The organism is Streptomyces antibioticus (assembly GCF_002019855.1).
In the GTDB taxonomy this organism is placed as follows: Bacteria; Actinomycetota; Actinomycetes; order Streptomycetales; family Streptomycetaceae; genus Streptomyces; species Streptomyces antibioticus_B.
In genome coordinates this window covers 5,777,937-5,799,694 of sequence record NZ_CM007717.1, presented here as the reverse complement: position 1 = coordinate 5,799,694, position 21,758 = coordinate 5,777,937, and the positions used below count along the sequence as shown (strand labels likewise).

At 68.3% G+C, this 21,758-nt stretch carries 13 protein-coding genes and 1 pseudogene; 3 read left to right on the top strand and 11 right to left on the bottom strand.

Features of this window, described 5'->3' with window-relative positions; all coding sequences use genetic code 11:
• Positions 1–142: 142 nt before the first annotated feature.
• The 7 genes and pseudogenes from drmB to AFM16_RS26400 form a co-directional block, all read right to left on the bottom strand.
• The gene (gene drmB, locus AFM16_RS26430; protein ID WP_078634821.1) at positions 143–2,035 is read right to left on the bottom strand and encodes an MrfA Zn-binding domain-containing protein; all 1,893 of its coding nucleotides are present in this window, start codon (positions 2,033–2,035) and stop codon (positions 143–145) included.
• Positions 2,032–5,499, bottom strand: coding sequence for a helicase-related protein (locus AFM16_RS26425; protein ID WP_078634820.1), 3,468 nt, complete (start codon positions 5,497–5,499; stop codon positions 2,032–2,034). The genes drmB and AFM16_RS26425 overlap by 4 nt, the downstream gene beginning before the upstream one ends.
• Positions 5,496–7,232, bottom strand: coding sequence for a nuclease-related domain-containing DEAD/DEAH box helicase (locus AFM16_RS26420; protein WP_078634819.1), 1,737 nt, complete (start codon positions 7,230–7,232; stop codon positions 5,496–5,498). The genes AFM16_RS26425 and AFM16_RS26420 overlap by 4 nt, the downstream gene beginning before the upstream one ends.
• Entirely contained in the window at positions 7,232–8,797 is a 1,566-nt protein-coding gene (locus AFM16_RS26415) for a DISARM anti-phage system protein DrmE domain-containing protein (protein WP_078634818.1), read from the bottom strand. Before AFM16_RS26415 ends, AFM16_RS26420 begins: the two co-directional genes overlap by 1 nt.
• Positions 8,794–9,684, bottom strand: a complete 891-nt coding sequence (locus AFM16_RS26410) for a hypothetical protein (RefSeq protein WP_143648444.1) — start codon at positions 9,682–9,684, stop codon at positions 8,794–8,796. The genes AFM16_RS26415 and AFM16_RS26410 overlap by 4 nt, the downstream gene beginning before the upstream one ends.
• 751 nt (positions 9,685–10,435) lie before the next feature.
• Positions 10,436–10,780: a hypothetical protein gene (locus AFM16_RS26405; RefSeq protein ID WP_143648442.1), complete on the bottom strand. Its 345-nt coding sequence runs from the start codon at positions 10,778–10,780 to the stop codon at positions 10,436–10,438.
• Positions 10,781–10,889: 109 nt separating this feature from the next.
• Positions 10,890–11,183 (bottom strand): annotated as a pseudogene (locus tag AFM16_RS26400) (transposase family protein); the annotation flags it as partial.
• 271 nt (positions 11,184–11,454) lie between these two features.
• On the opposite strand from AFM16_RS26400, the gene AFM16_RS26395 reads away from it, so the two are divergent.
• Positions 11,455–15,462: a phosphorylase family protein gene (locus AFM16_RS26395; protein ID WP_167797255.1), complete on the top strand. Its 4,008-nt coding sequence runs from the start codon at positions 11,455–11,457 to the stop codon at positions 15,460–15,462.
• A gap of 254 nt (positions 15,463–15,716) precedes the next feature.
• Positions 15,717–16,385 (top strand): TRM11 family SAM-dependent methyltransferase, encoded by a 669-nt coding sequence (locus tag AFM16_RS26390; RefSeq protein WP_306293482.1) that lies wholly within the window; start codon positions 15,717–15,719, stop codon positions 16,383–16,385.
• Between the two features lie 31 nt (positions 16,386–16,416).
• Here the strand turns inward: AFM16_RS26390 and AFM16_RS26385 are convergent, their stop codons facing one another.
• From AFM16_RS26385 to AFM16_RS40200, 3 genes are all read right to left on the bottom strand, one after another.
• Entirely contained in the window at positions 16,417–17,157 is a 741-nt protein-coding gene (locus tag AFM16_RS26385; protein ID WP_030784442.1) for an isocitrate lyase/PEP mutase family protein, read from the bottom strand.
• Between the two features lie 43 nt (positions 17,158–17,200).
• The gene (locus AFM16_RS26380) at positions 17,201–18,397 is read right to left on the bottom strand and encodes a 3-deoxy-7-phosphoheptulonate synthase (protein WP_209313227.1); all 1,197 of its coding nucleotides are present in this window, start codon (positions 18,395–18,397) and stop codon (positions 17,201–17,203) included.
• Positions 18,398–19,052: 655 nt separating this feature from the next.
• On the bottom strand, positions 19,053–19,184 hold the full coding sequence (locus tag AFM16_RS40200; RefSeq protein ID WP_256861351.1) for a hypothetical protein: 132 nt from the start codon (positions 19,182–19,184) through the stop codon (positions 19,053–19,055).
• A gap of 203 nt (positions 19,185–19,387) precedes the next feature.
• On the opposite strand from AFM16_RS40200, the gene AFM16_RS26375 reads away from it, so the two are divergent.
• Positions 19,388–20,368, top strand: coding sequence for a LuxR family transcriptional regulator (locus tag AFM16_RS26375; protein WP_143648440.1), 981 nt, complete (start codon positions 19,388–19,390; stop codon positions 20,366–20,368).
• A gap of 120 nt (positions 20,369–20,488) precedes the next feature.
• Here the strand turns inward: AFM16_RS26375 and AFM16_RS26370 are convergent, their stop codons facing one another.
• Positions 20,489–21,757: an ATP-grasp domain-containing protein gene (locus AFM16_RS26370; RefSeq protein ID WP_078634812.1), complete on the bottom strand. Its 1,269-nt coding sequence runs from the start codon at positions 21,755–21,757 to the stop codon at positions 20,489–20,491.
• Position 21,758: the final 1 nt, after the last annotated feature.

The following is a 21,758-nucleotide window of genomic DNA, read 5'->3' as shown; positions in this document are numbered from 1 at the left end:
TCGTGGACTATGGCGTGGGCAATACCTAACAGGTCCCCCACCCAATAGGTCGCTACCTGCAACATCGCCCGGGAAGCAATGGGCCTCCGGAACCACTCAGGTGTGCGTAAGCGGGATGCTTGCGCACACCATTGGCCTGTTCTCAGTTCGTAGCGAAGAATCCGAGCTCGCTCTTTCCGAGCCCACCGACCACCAAGGCACGGTCAAGGAAGCGGTTGTACTCCTCGCATGCAGTCTCAGGAAGCAGCGCGCAGCCGTGGCAGGCGGCGAGGTTGCAGGACCCGGGCCCTTGGCCCTTGCTCTCGATGCACACCGGGTCCGAGGAGCACCATGCGGCATGAGCCAGGGCGTTCTCCAGCACTACCTCCAGCCGACCGGGCTCGCCCATTCGAACCAGGCCGCCCAAGGTGCCCTCGGAGTCCCCGGCAGCGGTGTAGATGAGTATGCCGGCCATGCCGTCCGGCCCGGGGCTCACGTAGAGGCGCTCCCTCAGGGAGGCCGAGCTGTAGCCGCACTCGTAGGTGAGCTGGTTGATGAGCAGGTGCGCCAATGTGTGCAGGAGGATGAAGCGCGGCGACAGCTCGCGCTTGGTCAGGCCGCGTTGTTCGGCCAGGTCCGAGAAGCGCTGTGTGAGTAGTTCAGCCTGCGCCAGGACTGCCCGGCGCTCCTCCCAGGCGCCCAGCAGCGCCGTGTCGAGTTCCAGATATATTCCCTCGCCGCTGACAGCGTATGCGGGAAGCCAGTTGCCACCCGGGCGAGCGGGTGTGCGACGCAGCAGTGCCTTTCGGGACGCGTCATCGTAAGGGGACTCCGCGAAGACGCGGTTGAAGCCCCATAGCACCCGAGTTTCGCGGAGCTTTTCTACAAGCCTTACGCGGGCGAAGGCGGAGGCAACACTGGGGGCGTACTGTCCTCGGGGCTCGCGTACGACCAGTTCCTCAGACTCGATCGCACCGCGCAGCGTCTGGTACTCGGTGGCACGGAACGGAGCCGGGTCCTGCGCGGAGCCGGGCTCCTCTGTCTCTGAGGCTCCGGATTCGGACTGTTGCAGCACGGCCAGTGCGCGGGCGATCTCCTCGTCGCTGAAGTCCTCCAGGAGGAAGGCGTTCCCCTGGGCCGCTTTCCGGAGCATGGGAACAGGCAAAGCCTCTCCCTTGTCAAGGAAGACCGCTGTCCTGTGCCGGGCCTGTACGATCGCCCCGTCCTGGAGCGCAGCGAGGACCTTTGGGTCAGCGGTCGACGCGGCCACCTCTGGCACGAAGATGGAGCTCTTCAGGAGCGAGTAGTAGACGTTCGCGGCGCCGCGCAGGCTGCCGCGGAGAGGGCTCCCGCACGTCTCCCCTTCGCGGTCGATCCCCAGCCAAGGCGCCCCGCCGCGGCACAGGTACGCCGGCCCGCCCGGCTCGAGCTCTTCCGAGAGGAACGTGGAAGGACCGCTCTCGGCACTGCTCCTTGTTGATGTGATGCCTTCCAGGGTGCGGGTCGCGTTGCAGGAACAGGACACCCGTTGGGAGGCCAGAGTGCCGCCGCCGGAGGACCGCAGTGAGAGGCGGTGCCCCCGGCAGGAGGGCGACGCTGACCTGTGCGTCCATTCGAACCAGGGGAAGTCCTGGAGGTGCCCTCGCTCACAGATCGCGACGAAGGGGACCTGGGCGAAGAAGGGTTTGCGGCCGGAGGACTCATGCTCCTTGCAGGCCGGACGGTTCTCCTGGTGGAGCCGGTCCTTGGCCAGCTTGCGGCAGCGCGGGCAGAAGCCCCAGGTGGGGAATCGGAGGACCGGGACGGTGAGACCGGTGTTGACCCCGTTCTCCGAACGGGTGCGGTAGTCCGGAGGAGAGTAGAGCGCGTCGACACCGAGATGCTGTTCCAGGCGCCACTCGTGGATACGGAACTCTTCCTGGTTGCGGTCGTCTCCGCGTGGAAACCAGTGGTCGAGGCCTGCCGTGACGACCGACGTCCCGTCGGACAGCACGTGCATGGCCCCGGGGCCGAACGGAGCGACCATCTGGGAGCGCCGGACCTTGCCGCGGATCATGACTGTCCTTCCTGGATCGCATACTCCGAGGTGACCTCAATCTGGCATTCGGCGTCGACGCCGCGCATGGAGGAGGGGATCGCCCAGGTCATACTCTGCGCCTGCTCGTCCGCGTACTGGCCAAGGGGGCGCAGGAGCTGGTCGCCGCTGACCGTGGGCCCGAAGTCACCCCACTGCCCGGGCTGCCACGCCTCCCACTCCTTGCGCATCCTGTCCAGGATGTCGGCTGTGCGGTCGGCTTCATCGGAGTCACAGAAGTCGACCCGGTCGAGGAGAAGCTTTCTGGCCGCTTCCCAGCCTTCGGCAGGGAACGGCTGAGGCTCAAGCGCCTCCGGTCCGGTCTGCCGGATGTAGGCAACCGCGACTGCGCGCAGGGCCCGGTCCAGAGCGGGCGGGGCGAATGGGGTGGAGCTGGTCGGTTCGACCTGCGCGTACAGGCGTTCGTGGTAGCTGCGGAAGCGCTCAAAGTGGCTGCGGTCGCGGGGTTTGCCGGCCCCGTACAGGGTGACGACCAGTCCGGGAATGCGTCGTCCAACGCGACCGGTGACCTGGATGTACTGGGAGGTGCTCTTGGGCTGGCCGACAACGGCCATGAGCGAGAGGCGGGGGATGTCGATGCCGACCTCAATCAGGCTGGAGGCCAGGCAGGCGTCTACGGCCCGCTGTTCGTCCGTGAGCTGCCGCTCGAGCTTCTGGATGGCTTCGGGGATCTGGTCCTGACGGAGGCGGCTGGTCATCTCCTCGACCCAGTTGAGGTAGCGCATCCCGGTGCGGTCCGTCTCTGAGCGGTTGTTGATGGTCCTCAGGTAGTCGGGGATGTCGGACTGCATGAGCGACAGTGAGTTGCCAAGCTCGCGAAGGCTATTGAAGAAGGCGAGCAGCGTCCACCAGGGGTCGCGGAGGCCTTCGGGAAGGTCCTTGGCGGCCTGGAGCAGGGCGGCGAACGTGCGGACTTGTGTGGTCTGCATGGAGCCGAGGGCGGGGGCGTGCACGCCGATGTAGCGCCGCCCCGGCTTGAGAGTGCCGGTCTCCGGGTCGCGGTCGTAGACGGCGAAGAAGGAGTCGGAGGCGTCGATGCCGTGCGGCGGGAAAAGGTGTACCTGCTCACGGCCGTAAAGGGCCTTGACCTGCTCCTCGTGCCGCCGGATCGTCGCGGTGGAGGCGACGATCTTGGGGAGGATGCGCGTGCCGTCTCGCCGGTCGGTGCACAGTTCTTCGATAACACCCTCGTAGAGGCCCGTGAGGGAGCCGAGCGGACCAGCGATGAGGTGCAGCTCGTCCTGGATGATCAGGGAGGGGGGCGAGTAGGCCCGGGAGCCGTCCGAGCCAAGGCCGTCGGCTCCGAAGCCGAACAAGGCCCTTGCTTTGGGCCGCCAGGCAATAAGGGCGAACTTGTCCACCGTTCCGATCACGAGCGTCGGCCGGTGCTCGTAGAGGTCATCGTCAACCACGTAGACGGGCAGTGGCGAGTCCTCCGTGGAGAAGCGGCACTCGTTGTCCGGGCAGATGAAGCGCACGGTTCCGCGGTACTCCGTGTACCCGGCTACGGGTGTGCGGGCCGCTGCTCCGGTGCGCTGGCCGGTCCTACGGCGGCGCTGCCCGGGCGCGGCGTCTTCCTCCTGGCTGGGGACGGGGCCCATCTGAGCTGAGCACCAGGGACAGCGCAGCAGCAGAAACGGGTTCTCCTGCTCTCCGCGGTGGAGCCTGCCAAGTGCTGACTTCGCATCCGCGCGTCGGTTGGGAGTGGTCTCGCCACCCACCCAGATCCCGATCGAGAAGGGGACCGTTCCGAGGTCCGGCGTGTCTGCGCGCAGCTCCTCAAGCGCGCAGACGAGAGCGGCGGCGCGCAGGAATTGCTGAGCGGTCAGCAGACGCAGCGTATAGCGCATGAGGACGGTGACACTCGTGTCACCGGGGTCACGCAGACGACGGAGCAGCATCGTGAAGGCGGACAGTCCGAGGTAGGCCTCAGTCTTGCCACCGCCGGTGGGGAAGTAGATGAGGTCAACAACCTCACGGTCGTCATGGAGGGGATCGGCACTTGAGGGGACGGCGGCCAGGAGGAACGCGATCTGGAAGGCACGCCAGTTCCCCTTGCCCTTGCGGCGGGCCTCGTTCTCATCCGGCTGGGCTCCCTCCACCTGGAACCGCCCGTCGACGGACCGCGTCGGACGCAGGTCGGCCCCGGAGCGCAGCTGCTGGCGCAGCATGGCACGGTTTGCCATCCGGAAGGCACGGCCCACGTCGCTCCGGGCGTCACGGACCAGTTCGAGCCCTTCCCGCATCCGGCCCAGAGCCTTGCGGCAGCCTTCGATGTGCTGTACGGCGGTCGGCCGGAGCCGCTCGTCGAGGCCGGCAGCCTTCTCTTCGAGTCCCTCGATCCACTTCGTGTACGCGCCGACGACCTGCTCTAGGCGCTCAGGACCGCCAGGGCCGTCCCCGGAGAGTTGCTCCATAGAGACGGTGAGCGGGCTGCCGTTCTGCCGGATGTCGGGGGTGATGCTGGGTGCCTCGTACCAGGGCAGAGGGTCGGCCTTGGCCCAGGCGGCCCGGCCCTCTGTGGGGTCGGCCCAGTCCGCGGCGCAGCCGTGCCCCACGGCAAAGGTCCGTGCTTCCCGGTAGAGCAGATTGAACGAGGCGTCGTCCGGGTGCGCCTCGGCTTCGGCCGCCTCCGGGTAGGGGGCGAGCCACCCGCCCTGCGGCTCGACGGTCATCTCGGCCTGGAACAGGCTCACAGCATCGAGTGGCTGGGTTCCGGGGGCCGTCCGGTTGACGAGGGCGACTGTGATCAGCCTGCCGTCCTGGTGACTGCGCACGTTGACGATCAGCTCCAGGTCGAGCCCGTCAATGCCACGCGAGGCGTCCGCGTCCGGCTGCGGCTTCCGCAGGACCCGGTTGGCCGTGGCGATCTCGTCCGCAGACAGCTCCCAGACCGCCGTAACGGGGCTGCGTACCCACCACCGCCGCGCATCGCCCGCCACAGACACGTTCTGACGCCCGTAGCGGCCTCCTGTGAAAACGATGCGGAGAGCCGTACCACTCCCGCCCGCCAGCATGAACGACAGGCCCATGGTGCTGGGACGTCGGTCGTTCGCGCCGGCGAGGTCGAAGTCGTCGTCTTCGGGCGGCCCGCCGACCGTGCGCTGTGCAGCTTCCTGCAGACCCTCAAAGACCTTTCCGTCGAGCTCACCTTCCACGAGACCGGCGACAACCGTGCGATCCTCGTCCGCGGGCTGAGCAGCGTTCTCAGCGGGGTACAGGACGCCGACGCCGTACCGCACCAGCGGGGCCCGGTCGAGGATCTCCTCTCCTGACTCGGGGTCCACCCAAGGGCCCCGGGCTTCCTCCCAGTTGTCGAAGGGTTCCGGGGTGAGGGACTTGCCGGCGGGCGCAGGGCCGAGCAGCTCGGCCCTCAGGGCGTCGATAACGTCCTCACGCGGACCGAGGTGGTCGCTGATGGTCATGCTGCCTTCTCCTTGAAGACCTGCTTGCGGAAGCCGGGGCGTGCGTTCTGGGACATCAGCACAGTGAGTTCGTCCCTGGCGCGGGAGGCGCCCACATAGAAGAGCGTCTGTTCGCGCGCCGACCCGAAAGAGGCGATATCGGTGAGGACGACCGCTGGGGAGTCCAGGCCCTTGAACGCGTGCACTGTCCCGTATCGCACCGCCCCCGGCCGCGGTGAGCCGAAGGGCACGAGCCGGTTCCGCCAGCGGGGGTCCTGGCAGCTGCCGGCCGCGCTCTGGTCATTGCGCAGCGGTGACAGGACGACGATGTCCTCGGGCAGGAACCCGTCGCGGGTGAGCCGGGTGAGCCTGTCCGCCAGTAGCCGCTGCTGTTCCTCGCTGTCCGTCCACCACAGGTGCTCTGCGGTCCGGTCGTTGGAGGGCCGCAGCGTTCCGGCGTAGCCCGGGTCAAGGTCGGACGTCGCTTCCACGTAGAAGGTGATGTCGGGGACGCTCCTGCAGTTGTGACGCAGTATGAATACCGCTGGCTCGCCCGCCGTCCGCCCGTGAAGGGCTTCCATTCCCTCGCCGCCGGAGTCGTAAAGGGCCTGGCGCGTGAAGTCGCCGAAGGCCAGCCACTGACCGCTCGACAGACCTCCGCGCAAGGAGGAGTCGAGGACGTTGAGGTAGGACTCGCGCATCAGGTCCTGTGCCTCGTCGATCACCAGCACGTCGAACGGCGGGCCGTCGCGCTCCAACAGGGCTTCCAGGGCGAGGTCGGGAAGCTCCTCGGTGAAGAACCCGTCGTCTCCGCTTGCTGCGGGGCGTGCAGCGGGAACCAGTCCCGCCATGTAGGAGTGAAGGTGAGCCGCCGTGATCCCCTCCACCCCGGCGGTCTCTTCTTTGAGCCAGCGGCCCAGCTGCCGGTTGAAACAGCACAGCAAGACTCTCAGACCGCTTCCGGCGAACCGCCGTGCCGCCTCCACCGCCACGAACGTCTTGCCTGTCCCTGCGGCACCGCGGACCAGGCACCGCCGGTTGGCGGCGATCATGTCGAGCACCTCGTACTGCTGCTTCGTGAAGGTCTGCGTCTCCCGCTCCATCCGCTGCCGCCGCAGCTTGGGCGGTTCGGCAAACTCGAATGAGGGCCGCAGCGCCTCCAGAATCCGGTCGGTCTGGTCGGCGTCGGGAGCAGCGGATGCCGGGTTGAACCAGCCTGCTGTGGGAGTCGAGGCGAGGTGCGCGCGGTGGGCGTCCAGGACCCCGGCGACCAGCGCGGAAATGGGACGGCTGTGCAGAGCCACTGTGTCGATCGCCTGCCATGAGTGCCACTCCATGGGGCCTGACACCGCGAACCGGCTGTGCGTGAACAGCACCGCTGACGTCATGGGTACGCCTCCGAGCCCGCCGCCGTGGCCGGTCAGCTTCTCCTTGACCGCGTGCATGGCCTCATCGGCCTGCTGGAAAGGGCTCCTCAGGGTTGGCGGGTGGCCGCCCAGCCGCCACTCGCCGCTCGGCAGGCGCCTGACCTGGTGGTGGGCCTTCACCTCCAGGACCAGGATCCCCTTCCCGGGCACGACGATGACGAAGTCGGCCTCACCTTGGATCTGCCGCGGATGCTTGGCGATACCCAGCGAGTGCAGCACCACCCAGCCCTCCGTGCCGGGGTCGTCGCGAAGCCGCTGGAACACTTCCCTTTCCCCAGGACTTGGGGTGCATTCCGGGTCGAAGGCCGACGGGATCATGCGCGCCATCAGGGCACCTCCGAAGTGCGGAGCCGGCAGAGGTAATGCGGGGGAACCCAGAGTTGCCCGGGGAGAACGGCATCGACCAGGGCCGCTCGCGCGCCGGAGTCCGTATCGTCCAGGGAGATCTCGCACCAGCGCTCCACCCAGAGCTGCTGCCACAGGTCCCCGGAGACAGCACGCTGCACAGCCTCGGCGTAGCTCCGCCCGGCACTGCGGTGTGCGTGGTCGATCCGGCCGAGGGCTTCCCAGACGTCCCGTGCCTCCCCACCGCGGCCCAGGTAGTTCATGACGACAGCGAAGTCATCTTTGCGCCGGGTCCTGATGCACCACGGGCCCGTCCAGTAGTCCAGGTTGGTCGTCACCGCGCCGCGCGCCATCAGGTCCTTAGCTACCTCCCGGCGACCGCCCGGGTGCCGGGCAATACGATCGCTCAGCTGCGCCTTCCACCCCTGCTGTATCGCCCGCAGCACAGGCGCATCGTCGCCCAGTGCGGCATCGGCCCGCTCGACCAGGCTCTGATAGTAGGAGCTGCCGCGAAGCACGACGTAGTCGCCGACCGAAATCAAGGCCCCGTCGACGGCCTCGACGGACGGCTCATCGTCCGGATCCGGCTCGACCAACAGGATTTTGTGCACGCTGGATTCCACGGGCAGCAGCACGTAAGAGCCATCGGCGAGCAGGGCCGCACGGGCCTGCACCCCCTCGTGGCCATCTGAAGCACCGTCCCGTAGGGCTTCGGCGGGAAGTCCGGCGACAGCGTCTTGAGCCAGGGAAGCGACGTCGAGATCCGTCATCAGGAACTCCGCCGGCTCAGGCGTCGTACGATCCGCGAGCTTGGGCGGTGATCCGACTATCCTCGTCTCGCGGCGGCGTATGCGCGTTGGCATGGTGCCGCGCAGCACCGGGCCCTCGTCGAACAGCGGCTGTACGTCCAGCGGCTCACGGTAGAAGTCATGGTGGACCAGTCCGAGCCGCGCTGCCCGTGGGGCGTTCAGCACGCCCGGCGGAAGCCAGCTGATGGGTCCCACGACCACGGCCGATTCGTAGACCTCGGTCCCCAGCAGGTCACTGACCAGGCCGATCTCTACCGGGTAGCCGATCGCACCGAACGCCTGAACAACGGCATCCTGGTAGGAGCGGTTGGTCACCGCTACAAGCGACCTGCCCCTGCGGTCAGATGAGAGGAAAGCCATGGCCCCGGCAGCGAGCGGATTGGAGGAGTCCTCCCCCAGGCGGGTCAAAGCCTGTGCGACGGCGGACAGCTGGCCCACCAGGCCGGCATCCGCAGCCTGCTGCAAATGAGCGCTAGTGCCCGCCAAACCGCGTGCCGCCTCCTGAAGCCTTAGCTGCCAGCTGTTGAAGGGCAGCGGCACGGTACCGAGGAGCCACCTGACACGCCGGATATCAAAGCAGGCCTGGCGCCACAGGCCAGAGCTCTCCAACTCGCCCACTGAGCGCAGAAATTGCGACGCCGCCCGCATGAACGAGTGCACCCCTGAGTGGTGCACGGGCTGCTCCTCGATGACGCAGCCCGCACGCTGGTAGACCCTGTCCGCCTCCCACAAACTCACCGCGCTGTCCCCCTGCCCTTCCAGGCCAGCAGCTCGACTCCCGGAGGGATCCGGCTGGCGAGGTCTCTGGGCACACCGAGGTCGGTTACGCTGCGCCCCCGGTTTTCGTAGAGCGCGTCCACGGCCGCCAAAGCGGTCGGGCTGGTGCGCTCGACCACGGCCACCGTCACGCCCGCGAGGCCAGCTCCAAGCCACCGCCGAACCGTCGCCGCGCCGTCGAGGACGACCGCGGTCGGCCGACAGGACCGCACCACGTGGCGGTACTTCTCCGGGTCACCCCGGCTCGACAGCACCACACTTCGGTAGTGGGAGCCAGGCGAGTGGACTGCGCGCAGGCGCAGCAGCTCTTGCAGGGGCAGTCCCGCTCCACCGGGTGCCGCAACGACGACCTGGGCGTCAGCCAGAACTGTGTTCACTGCCCCTATCACGACACTGTGGAGAGAGCAGCGTCCGTAAAAGTCGGCCAACTGGCCGGCCACCAGCCCTCCGGCACCAGCGGGGATCTCAAAAGCCTCGCTAAAGCGGTGTCGGCCCGCGTAATCAACCGGCAGGTCCGGCCAGGGGAGCAGCTGAAGCCGGTAGTCGTCCGCCGGGAACCACGAAACCGGTCCGGGACGTCTGCCGGGGCTCTTGCTGCCTGCGAGCTCGTAGACCTGCCCGTGATGGTTCGCGAAGGCCCCGCCGAACACTCCTGTGTACACGCGCTGCCCGTGGCCGGGGCCTTTGATCGGGATGACCCGGACACAGGCGCCGACTGGCAGGCCCTTGGCCTGCTCGAAGTCCTGCCCCGACTCGGCAGGGTCCGTCTCGGCCTGCGACGCTTGGTTCACCACCCCATAGGCCAGCAGCACCGCAAGGTAGTCACGCGTCGGAACGGACAGCGCCACTACCGTGTTTGAGCCCCCCTCGCGCAGGTCTGCCGCCCAGTACCCGACCTCCGAGAACCATGCGGCCCACTCAGGCAGCCTCTGCCACCTGTCGCCGACCAGTGTGGACGCGCTACGGAGCAACGTCTTGCCTCTTGCCACCGCCCCCAGCCCCCAGCCCCCACCAAGAGAACGTCCCTCAGCACCGCCATCGAAGATGTCCTCCCCTGACGGTGCGTGGATCTTACAACATCTTCACAGTTAAACCACCCCTACTTCACCTTTCGAGGCGTAGGGCGATATGAAGGGAACAGCCACCCGGGAGGAGGCTGGCTCAGGGCGTCCGGCGAAGCCGTAGACGTGCCGCCTCACGTCCGTGTCCAGCCCCACGCTCCTTCTCTGTCCCGTCGGGCGCCCTCTCCTTGGCTTGCCGCAACGTGTGGACCATCCGTGGACGAGGAAGGGCCTTCTGGCGGGCCAGAGGCACACGACCTGCACGGACGTCCGGGCCTGAAGCCCCCTCCGGAGCCGTGTGCGCAGGTTAGAATCCTGCCGGGGGCACTTCGCAGGAAGTGCCCAAGACCCCGTCACCAGCGGAAACGCTGGGTGCGGGGTCTTCGTATTTGTGCAACCGCATGCCGCTCGAAGCGGGCGCCTGCCGGGGTCTGTGGACGAGGCAGGGACGGGATCTTGGAGCATCGCCGCAGGTGAGCAAGCGAAACGACGAGACCCCCCGGGCAGTTGTCACAGGGCCTCGTGCACGGCTCAGTGATCACGCCTGAGTCTCGCGAACCAGGAGGTCGTCCCCTTCGTAGAGCTCCAGGGAGTACCTCAGACCGGAGCGGCGGAGTACGCCGTCGAGCTCGTCGAAACGTTGCGGGTCGACGACACCGTTCAGCAGAACGTCCGGGCCATCGGCCGGGGCGACCTCCAGCTGACACCAGCTGGTTTCGACCTCGTAGTCGTGCCAGGAAGACGATCTCGAGCTCCACCCAGCCTTCACGAAGTGCTGGGCCACCGCAGAGGCATCCCGGAAACCGCGCAGAATCCCGCATACGTTGTTGCCGACCTCCGCCCACTCGGGAGCGAGCTTCTGGCCATCGTCGGATACGTCCACGCGGGAAGTATGAAGCCCCAGGCCGCGGGCGATCACTCGTATGCGCTCAGCAGGTCCTCGATACGCCTTTCATGTCGCGGCCGGCGGGACCTGGGTCCAAGCCTGGCGCGTCCAGGAGAACGTAGTCGGGATCTGCCTCGCGCAGGACCTTCAGCAGGCCCGGCGCCTTGTCCGCGAGGTGTTCGATGACAGGGTGACGTAGGTGTGGGCGGTGCCAACAGAAATGCGGAAACCCGCAGCCAGCTGAGCCAGGGGCATGTCGGCGCAGCTATGCCAGAGCGAGCACCGCACGCGCGGACGGTCGGAGCTTGCATCGCCGGTCATCCTCCCGAGTGACGATCAGCATCGTCACCCGCTCCACGAATGCGTGCGGCAGATCGAGTGCGGCAGGACATGGGACCAACTGAGTTCCTGAGCTGGCGAGTTGAGAACGAAAAGCCGCTCTCAACGCCACGGGAGCCCTGTCCGTTGCCTACGGTCCGGTCGTCACCCATCCGAGGCCACCCTGAAAACTCTCACCAATCGACAGATCCCTGGAGCCTGTCGACACCGCGGCATAGAGTGCGGATGGGGGTCGTCACCGAAGTTCCATGGCACTCGGGACATCCTCGTCTGATTCGGAGGGCCTGGTACCGGGCCGAATCGTTCGGAGGGGTGGGGCCTTCAAGGTGTCGGTGGACCGGGTTGACGTTTTGGTCATCGCCGCGTTGCCAGAGGAGTTGGCAGAGGCGAAGGCCGCCGGCCTCGCCGGGGAATCCGGCGGGCCTGGGGTGGCGCTGTGGGAGGAGCGCGGCGCGGGGGGATCGGCTCCGTACTGGTGGGGTGAGTACCGTCGGGAGGACGGCCGACGCTTGTCGGTGGCATTGGCACGATCGACGCACATGGGTGCCCGGGAGACGGCTCCGATCGTCACAACGTTGACCAATCAGTTGCAGCCCAGATGCCTGGCCATGTGCGGGGTGTGTGCGGGTAACCCTGACGACATGGCTCTCGGGGATGTGGTGGTGGCCGACCCGGTCTATGAATGGGACGAGGGTAAGCAATTCCCGGCAGAGCTGAAAGGCGATATTCGGCAGTTCCGGCTGAATCACCGTTGGCTCCGCGCGGTGCAGGACTTCACCCCCGGAGGGCTGCCCAGTTACCGCCCGGCCGGCGATGAGGACGCGTTGTTGTGGCTGTTGGAACGGTTGCACCGGGGCCAGGATCCGCGGAATCATCCTGCGCGTCGTCGGTATTTCCCGGAATACGCATGGGGGGCGCGGCTGCAGCAATGGGAACAGAGAGGATTGATCGGCCGTGCGCAAACCGGGTTGGAGTTGACCGACCAAGGTGCGGAGTTGGTGCAGGGGTGGTTGTACGACGATGTGGACGGGCCACAGGGTCTGCCGTTCGAGGTGGTGGCGGCCCCGATGGCGTCGGGGAGCGCGGTGGTCGCCGATCCCGGGCTGTGGGCCCAGTTGCAGCACATGGGGATGCGAAAGATCGCTGCAGTGGAGATGGAGGCCGCTACCGTCGCCACGGTGGCGCACCAGCATCAGGTGCCGTACTGCCTGATCGCCAAGGGCGTCATGGATCACGCCGACAGCGACAAGGACGATCGGTACAAGCGGTTTGCGGCCCGCGCCTCGGCTGAGGTGTTGTACGCCTTGCTTGCTCAGTTGCTGCCCACCGCCGAAGCGGACAGCAGTGGCCACGTCCCGTCGATCGCACCGTTCGTCGGAATCGACGATGCTGATATCTACGGCGACGGCGACCCGTCGACCATCGCCTTGCAGCGCGACGAGTACGGCGCCGCCACAACCGCCCCGCTGCCCGAGTTCTCCCAGGTCATCGACTACCTGAGCGGGCACCGCATCGCCCGCGTCTCCGGCGAGTCGGGCACCGGGAAGACCACGATGGCCGCCATGGTCGGACGTGACGCCACGCGGTTCGACGCGGCCTTCTACGTCGACCTGGCGAGTCTCAACGCGCCGTTCAGCGTCACCGACACGGCTCTGCTGCTCGACCGCCTCACCACCCTCGACGAGCCAGGCAGACTGATCGTCGTCGACAACACACACCTCGATGGACGTCTGGAACGGAACATCGTCAACCACTGGATGGCCACCTGTGGTCGCGGTTTCATGCTGCTGCTCTCCCGGCGCGACGAGCACGACAACCGTGTGCCGGCCGTAAGGCTGACCGTCAGCGATCGGTCGCTGCTTGCCGTGTGGCGGCGGACAGATGCCTTCGCCCATGCTGCCCTGGCTCTGCCGTCGGACGGCGCTCTGATGAAGTGGAAGGAGACGTTTCCCGATCTGGTGACCTTCTCACTTGCGATGCGCGGAAGCATCGGTCGCCTGACCGCCGACACGACCACCCTGTCCCAGCAGGACGCCGTCGCCTTCATCCGGTCGAGGTATCTCACCGGCCGCAGCGCCGAAGAAGAGGAGAACCTTCGCCGCCTTGCCACGGCCGGACAATACGAGTTCGGCCTGGGTCCCGGCTCGCTTGTCTCCAACGGCCTGTCGAAGCTCGTCATGGAAGGTCTTGTCCACTCCCGCAAGCGCTACTACGCCCTGGGGCATCCGGCTGTGGCGCGGCTGCTGCTGCGCGCACTGGGCGTATCGACCGACTCGGCGGCGCTGAAGCAGATCGCGGTCACCGACCCTTATGCCGCCTGCGGGATCGCCTCGCGGCTCGTCCAGGCCGGACGCCGCAGCGACGCCGCGCGGCTACTCGCGCAGCTGGTCGAGAACGGCATCCTTCGCGGGGACATCCTCACGAAGTTCAATCTGCCCAACCTGTCGCGGACGACACGTCAGCTCGTCGACCTCGGTGTCGCGCGGTTCTCGGACATCGACCACCAGCTTTCATCGGAGCAGGAGCTCCTCGTCACGAAGGTCCAGCAGTCTCCACCGCCGGACGTCATGCACTTCTTGGAGTTCCTGATGCTGCTGCCACGGACTGCCGACGTGTTCAGCACGCTACTCAAGCAGCCGGCGGTACGGCAGGAGTTCATAGCCTGGTCTTACGACGCGCCGGTCTGGTCCTTGCTGAGCGTCGGGAAGGCCGCCCGCCGGTTCGACGACGAGTTGAGCAGGAAGCTGCTCGCCATCCTCTTCAGCGTCCGGGCCGCCGACGTGGCCGAGAACCTGAGCCGGGCCAGCTCGTCCGACCTGGGTAGCTGCTTTCGGGCCAGCGAGATCGCGGGGCGGAACGCCGAGTTCATCGCAGTCATGTCGGAGCGGGTCGGTGCGTCGATCCCCGAGGTGGTGCGCCACTGTATTCACCGGGGGCCTGGCGAGGTGATCCAATACGACGCCTTCCTGCAGCTGCGATGCCCGGAGCTGGTGGCGGTGTTCCGGGACCGGGTCGCGAGCGCTGAAACCTGGCCCGAACTCGGCAGCGCGCTCGCCAACAGACACGTCGGGTTCCTGGTTCGCCTGTTGGCATGGGCGGACACCCACCAGCAGGCCGATCTGAGCGGGCGCCTCGAGGAGGTCATCGGCGACCGCCTGCGAGGCGATACGCTCGCCTGGGATCTGCCACTGCTCACCGCGAGCGACTTCGCCAACATCTTCTCGGCGGCTGGCAACTCCCGGACGCTCGGCGGAGCGCTCCCGGCGGTGCGCCGGTGTCTGGGCGAGCATCTGGACAACGTGGCTCGGAACACCCTCATGCGCGGGTTGGGAGAGTACGTGCTTCTGTCCGACGTCCTCGCCTCTCATTCGGCAGAGCTGGCGCCGGACTTCCGTCGTCAGCTGCTGAGCATCGAGCTCCGTGAGCTTGCCGCAGCGCAGGCGCGGCGCGTGCCCGTACACATGGTCGTGAACATGGTCGAGTCCGTCCGCGGATGGACCGCGTTGGAGCCCGCTGCCCTCGAGGAATTCCTCGAGGGCAGCGGGCTCGCCGCGGCGGCCGCCGACCAACAGGCGATCTCGCGCGAGGACGCGGCCGCCGCTGGCCAACGGGCGGTCTCACGCAAGGGCATCGGCTCGGCCTGCCGCACCTCGGATGCCGTCTTCGAGCTGCACGGTTTCGCCGGCAGCGAGGAGTGTCGGGCTGCCCTGTCGCCGGTCGGCCTCACCGCCCCAGCCGTCATCGGGCGGTACCTCGTCCTCGCCTCGCGTCCGGACTTCCCCGACCGATCGGAGGCACTCGCCGCGTTCGCCGAGCTGTACGGGAACGAGCGTCACTTCGCACTGGTCGGCGCGATCGGGATGGTCGGTACCCGTCCAGCGGACGAAAGGGCGTTCTGGGGCGCGCTGCTCTCCTCCACGGACGCCGTGCTCACGCCGCCGATCCAGCGTTCGCTGCTTGTGGGGAGTGCGGGTCGCGCGCTCGCCGTCGCGAGAGGACTCGGCGGGGCCGAGCCCGGTGCGAAGGAGTCCGTACCGAAGCTGTGCGCGACCATCGTCCGCGACTGGTACAGCGCCGCGGACCGGGTGACTCCGCATTTCAGGGGCATGTTGTACGCGTACGCGCGTGATCCTGGCAGTACGTCGCCACCGCTGCTGCCGTATCAGGTGATCTCCATGGCACATACGCTCCGAGCGATGGGCCGCGTGGACGCGGGGCTGGAGTCGAAGCTGGTCACGACGTTGCGGCGCGAGATCATGCAGAATACGAGCGCCGTGCACCGCCAACGATTCGCAGCTTGGGCCCAATACTCCGACATCGCCTCGGCCACGCTGGCTTGAGCGGGGCCGGAGACTGGCACAGGGCCTGGGAAGGCTCAGTTTCCCGCCCCCGCCCGTCACCGGGCATGAGTTGATCAAGGTTTGACAGGGGCAACCATGGTGTGGAGCACAGCAGTCGGGCGCTCGCGCCCCTGGGGGCGCGCACCGGTTTTCGAAGATCAGTCGCATGGATGTTCCCGCTGAGTAGCATGGGATTTCCGGTGCGTAGTGGTGAGTTGGCCGCTGCCGGGATATGAGGGGATGCGTGATTGGTCGTGGGGGTCGGTAGTTGGCTTGTGTTGGGGGGCGAGGATGCTGAGCATGGGCTTCCCGAGGCGGCTGGGCAGGCGGGGCTGGTCAGTCAGTTACGGCCGTTGATCCGGGAGTTGAGTGAGCCCGGGGAGCTTGTTTTTGATCCGTTCGCCGGGTGGGGGACCACCTTGGTGGCGGCCTCCGTGGAGGGGCGGCGGGGGTTCGGGATCGAGGTGGACGAGGAGCGGGCCGAGGACGCTCGCAGGCGGCTGGCCGCCTATCCGGGGCAGGAGATGATCTGCGGGGACGCCCGGAAGCCTCCGCTGGAGGCGGGCTCCGTCGACATGGTGCTGTGCGACCTGCCGTACTTCGGGACCAATCTGAACACCGATGCCACGGACGGCGCGCAGTTCTACGCCTTGCGCGACTACGACGACTATCTCGGTGCGCTGGACGAGGCGTTCGGCGCGATCGCGGCGACCATGCGGCCGGGGGCGCGGGCCGTGATCGCGGTGCAGAACCGGCGGATCGCCGGCCGGTTCGTTCCGCTGGCCTGGGACGCGGCGCGGGTGCTGGGACGTCACCTCACGCTGGGCGACGAGCGTATTCACCTGTACGACCGGCCTACGGGCGGTGACGACCCGATGTTGACCAATCGGTCTCACGAGTATCTGTTGATGGCCACCAAATAGGGCCATCAAGTAGTCGTCACCGCCCTGGGAGCTACCTCGTGCCGTACGCCTGGCCGATCTTCTGGGCCAGGTCGGTGACGTCGGTGGCGGCCTGCTGGTGCAGGCCGCCGCCGAAGGTGACGCGGGCGGCGCCGAGGGAGCCGAGGCGGCTGGGCGAGGCGTTGCCGGGGCGGTACAGGGCGTTCAGCGGCTTGCTGACGCCGTTGGCCAGGTCGGGGAGCAGTTCCTCGGGGGCCAGGATCGGGTAGACGACGTCCGCGCCCGCGTCGATGTACAGGCAGGCGCGTTTGACCGCCGTCTCCGCCGAGCGGTCGCCGAACAGGAACGTGTCGACGCGGGCGTTCAGCACCAGCCGGTCGCCGGCCGCGACGCTGACCTCGGAGAGCCATTCCGCGTGCTGTTCGGCGTCCTTGAGCCGCCCGGCGGTGGAGTCCTCCAGGTTGCAGCCGACGGCACCCGCCGCGAGCAGTCGCTCGACGATCTCGGCGGGGGCGAGGCCGTAGCCGGCCTCGATGTCCGCGGTCACCGGTACGTCGACGGAGCGGACGATCCGTCCGATCGCGGCGAACATCTCGTCGGCCGGGGTGTCCTCGCCGTCGTCGTAGCCGAGCACGGCGGCGACCGCCGCGCTGGAGGTCGCCAGGGCGGGGAAGCCGGCCTCCGCGAACGCCCGTGCACTGACCGCGTCCCAGACATTGGGGATGACCAGCGGGTCGCCGGGTTCGGTCCGGTCGTGACGTGCCAGGAACTCCCCGGCACGGGTCGCCACCATCAGGCGGTCTCCTCTTCGTGGTCGTGGGGGACGGGTGGCAGAGTCACGCCGTCGCCCAGGTGGTCCCGCGGTCGGTGACCGGGGAGGCTGCGTACATGGCCGCGAGTTCGAACGCGACGTCCAGGGACTGGCCGAGGTTCAGCCGGGGGTCGCAGACGGTCTCGTAGCGGGTCGGCAGATCCTCGAAACGGATCTCATAGGTGCCGCCCACGCATTCGGTGACATGATCTCCCGTCAGTTCGAGGTGGACGCCGCCGGGGTGGGTCCCCAGGGACCGGTGGACCTCCAGGAATCCCTCGATCTCGTTCAGCACGTCGTCCAGTCTGCGGGTTTTGTGGCCTGTCGGCGAGGACACGGTGTTGCCGTGCACGGGATCGCAGATCCAGGCGACCTCGGCGCCTGACGCCGTCACCTTGGACACCAGGTCCGGCAGCGTGTCCCGGACGGCGCCGGCGCCCATCCTGCTGATGAAGGTCAGCCGCCCCGGTTCGCGGTCCGGGTCGAGCAGGTCGATCAGGCGCAGCGCGTCGTCCGGGGTGCTGGACGGGCCTAGCTTGACGGCGATCGGGTTGCGCACGCTCGCGGCGAAGGCGATGTGTGCGCCGTCCGGGCGGCGGGTGCGCTCGCCGATCCAGAGCAGGTGGCCGGAGAGGGCGTAGCGGCCCGCCGGGGTGGTGCGGGAGAGCGCGTGCTCGTACTCCAGGACCAGGGCCTCGTGGCTGGTCCAGAACTCGCCCCCGTCGGCGGCGGTCAGTTCGCGCAGGTGGCCGAGGGTCTTCGCGGACGCGTGGTAGACGCGTCGCAAACGGTCCGGGTCCGGGGTGCGGGCGGCGGTGGTGAACACCGGGCCGTTGACCATGTCCCCCCGGTAGGAGGGGAGTTCGACGCCGTCGCGGATCTCGGTCGGGCTGGAACGTGGCTTGGCGTACTGGCCCGCGATGCGGCCCAGCCTGATCACGGGGAGCCCCGCGGCCTCGGAGATGACGGCGGCCATGAGGTTCAGGGTGCGGTACTTGGCCGCGGTGGTGTCCGGGCCGGCCTCGGCCAGGCTCTCGGCGCAGTCGCCGCCCTGGAGCAGGAGTGCCTCGCCGCGGGCGACCGCCGCCAGTTGCTCTCGCAGGCGGTTGCACTCCTCGGCCGCTACGAGCGCGGGGAGGAGGGTGAGTTCGTCCGCGACCGCGCGCAGCGCTCCGGGGTCCGGCCAGTCGGGTTGCTGCTGCGCGGCGGGCGGTCCGGACACGGCCGAGGTGCCGGGTGGTGCGGATACGGCCGACGTGCCGGGTGCTGCGGATACGGCTGACGTGCCGGGTAGTGCGGATACGGCCGAGGTACTGGGTGGTGCGGATACGGCGGTGGTGGCGGGTGGCTCGGACACCGCGGTGATGCCGGGCGGTGCGGATACGGCAGCGGCGCCGGGCAGCGCGGATACGGCGGTGACGCCGGGCCGTCCGGCCACAGCCAAGGTGCCGAGTGGGCCAGGAACGGCGGTGGCGCCAGGCGGGCCGGACTCCGCCGACGTACCGGGCGGGCTGACAACGGCCGAGGCACCGGGCGGGCCGGCAACGGCCGAGCTACCGGGCGGGCCGGCAACGGCCGACGTACCGGGCGGGCCAGGCACTGCGGACGTGCCGGGCGGGCCAGGCACAGCGGAGGTGTCAGGCAGCCCGGGCACGGCCGAGGTGTGGTTCGGGTTCATGAGGTATCGCCCCTTCGTCCGCCGCGGGCCGGCGCGGCTCTCGCGCTGCCCCGGCGGGTTCGTCCGGCACAGGGCGGCCGCGGGATTCCCGAGCCGAAGGGTGTCCCGGTGCCGAACTCGTCCTTCAGTTCGGGAAGTTGCGGTGAGGCAGTGGTGCGAGTGGAGGGGGGCGAGGGCGGTCGGGCAGAAGTGGATCAGATCATCCGGTGACGGCGTGAACGGCGTTCCAGCCCACGTCCTTGCCGTCGTCGGAGTGGTTGATGCCGAATCGCTCGGGTCCGGCCGGAGCGGAGACCCTATGTGCAGTGCGGTGCATTTCACGAAGCGTCATCGAATTTCCCCCAGTTGATTCGCCGTGATTCAACGGCGATTGCGCTTCCAGCAGTAGACCTGACGTGCCGATTGTGAATGGCGGATTAACGCGGCCCGACCGACCTCAGCGCCCCCTCACAGCAACTATGCGTCCCCCTCGACTGACCGGACAAGATCGCCGATACTTCGGTTACGCGCACTTCGGCGAAACGAAGGATGCAAATGCGAATACATTGGAATAAATCCGACACCATGGGCTTAGTAGCGTTATCCGCCGCCGACACCAAGGACGGCACTCTGGCCATCACCCTGCCACCGGACGACCCCGCCTGCCGCGAGGCGCTGGTCCGGGTCGGCGAGGCCCTGGGAGACCTGTCCCGGGCCGTCTCCCTCAGGGCCGGCCGCGCGTCGGCGGCCACCGTGCGGGTACCCGAACCGACGGTTCCCGCACGTGGGGTCGGTTTCGAGACAATCGACGGGCTGCCCGAGATCAACGACGCGATCGAGGATCTGCTCGGCAGCGTCACGTCCGAGATCCTCACCGCCCAGCCCGACGGGCCACGCCCAAGCGCGGTGCTGGCCGAGGCGCTGAGCGCGGTGCGCGACCGCATCGCGGCCGGCGTTTCCATGCGGACGCTCTACCAGCACAGCACGCGATTCGACGAACCCACGAAGGAATACGTCCGCGCGGTCACTTCGTACGGCGCTCAAGTACGTACGCTGGCGGAGTTCTTCGACCGTATGATCATCGTCGACCGGCGCGCCGCATTGATTCCCGCGAATGCGGCGCGTACCTCGGCCGTGCTGATCACCCACCCGGCGGTGGTGCACTTTCTCGCCGACATCTTCGAACGCGCCTGGGACCGGGCCGAGTCGTATCCATTTCTCCCGGTACGGGCGGCGGACGCGGCGCCCGAGGTCATTCCGGCGATCCGCGGATCGATTCAGAAACTGCTCATCGAAGGCAGATCGGACAAGGAGATAGCCCGGCGGCTCGGTCTGAGTCTGCGGTCTCTCCAGGCGCACGTCGCCCGGCTCAAGGAGGAGCACGGCGCCGAGCACCGGCTTCAGTTGGGCTATCTGATGGGCCTTCAGGGCAGTGCCGCGGTCAGCCGGGAGCACGCTGCGATCACCCGGGAGAGCGCTGCGGTCGCCCGGGAGAACACCGCGGTCACCCCGGAGAACGGCCCCGGCCCCTCCTGACCCGCTGGGGACACGGGTGCGGCCCGGCCGGCGTCCAGTGCCGGCCGGGCCGCAGCTTCCCGGCGGCATCCGGAAACGACCGGGCCACCACACCGAGCAACCCGGCGACCGGGCGACGGCTCAGCCCGCCCCGTCGCCCGGCTCCAGCACCAGTTCCTCCAGGAACCACCCCTCCAGGACCCGCAGCCGCGCCTCGCACTCCGCCCGGTCCGCCCCCGAGACCAGCGCGGTCAGCAGGAAGTCGGCGGAGAACGCGGCCTCCCCCATCGTCTGGCCCGGTCCGACGAACACCTGGTACTTCTCGACCCAGGGGAAGTCCGGCGGATCCTCCGCGATCCGCACCACCCGGCCGGGTCGCTTCATCAGCACGAGCTGTCCCACCATCCGCCGCGGTGTGCGCTTCTCCGCGCCGAGCCACTCGGGCAGCGGCAGGCCGAGCTGGGCCCGGACCCATGCCTCGCTGGGGTCCACCCCGAACATGAGGCGGACGATGTCGCGGATCGCGGCGCCGCCGGTGCGGCAGGCGATCTCGCACAGCACCAGTCCGTCGTCGGGCGTGTGGAAGATCTCCGCGTGGAAGGCGAAGTTCTCCGGCCCGCCGAGCGCCGCCAGGGCCCGGTCGGTGAACTCCAGCAACCGGCCGGTCAGCGGATCGTCCGTGTCCAGGGTCAGGTCCAGCCGGCCACCGGTGTCGGTGCGGTACGAGGCCAGCGTGTACTGGTACTGCGAGGGCCAGGCGAACACCGTCCGGCCGTCCACCACCAGCCCGTCCACATGGCACATCCGGCCCGGCACGAACGCCTCGGCGAGCAGGTTCGGCAGATGCGGTCCGTACAGGTCGAGGCCGTCGGCCAGGTGCGCGTCCAGTTCCTCGCGGGACTCCAGGATGCGCAGGCCGACCGAGCCGGCGCTGTCCACCGGCTTGAGCACCAGCGGGAAGCCGTGCCGTTCGGCGAAGCCGATCAGCTCGGCGGCGCTCTCCACCTCCAGGTACGGGGCCACCGCCAGGCCCGCGGCCGCGACCCGGCGCTTCATCAGCGCCTTGTCCCGGTAGGGAAGCACGGTGTCCATCCGCTGCCCGGGCAGCCCGAGCACGTCGCGCAGTTCGGCCGCCCGCTCCAGGTCGCGCTCCTGGCAGGCGACGAGGTGGGCGACCCGGTGCTCGCGCGCCCACTCCAGGGCGAGGGACTCCAGGTCGCCGCCGGTCTCGTACGCGTCCACGGCGGCGGTCCGCCGGTAGGCGCCGCCCTCGGACGGCAACTCCTCCGACACCAGCGCCAGATGCTCGCGCGAGGCGATCAGCAGCAGATCGCCCTCGTAGTCCGCCAGCCACTCGTGGTACGGGGTGCCCGCGAGCGAACCCCGGTGGTGCAGCACGAGTACGGCCATC

Coding starts and splice junctions, on each gene's coding strand:
- AFM16_RS26370 (WP_078634812.1), bottom strand. CDS start 21,757: ATGGCCGTACTCGTGCTGCACCACCGGGGTTCGCTCGCGGGCACCCCG.
- AFM16_RS26375 (WP_143648440.1), top strand. CDS start 19,388: ATGCGAATACATTGGAATAAATCCGACACCATGGGCTTAGTAGCGTTA.
- drmB (WP_078634821.1), bottom strand. CDS start 2,035: ATGATCCGCGGCAAGGTCCGGCGCTCCCAGATGGTCGCTCCGTTCGGC.
- AFM16_RS26425 (WP_078634820.1), bottom strand. CDS start 5,499: ATGACCATCAGCGACCACCTCGGTCCGCGTGAGGACGTTATCGACGCC.
- AFM16_RS26420 (WP_078634819.1), bottom strand. CDS start 7,232: ATGGCGCGCATGATCCCGTCGGCCTTCGACCCGGAATGCACCCCAAGT.
- AFM16_RS40200 (WP_256861351.1), bottom strand. CDS start 19,184: ATGACGCTTCGTGAAATGCACCGCACTGCACATAGGGTCTCCGCTCCG.
- AFM16_RS26385 (WP_030784442.1), bottom strand. CDS start 17,157: ATGGTGGCGACCCGTGCCGGGGAGTTCCTGGCACGTCACGACCGGACC.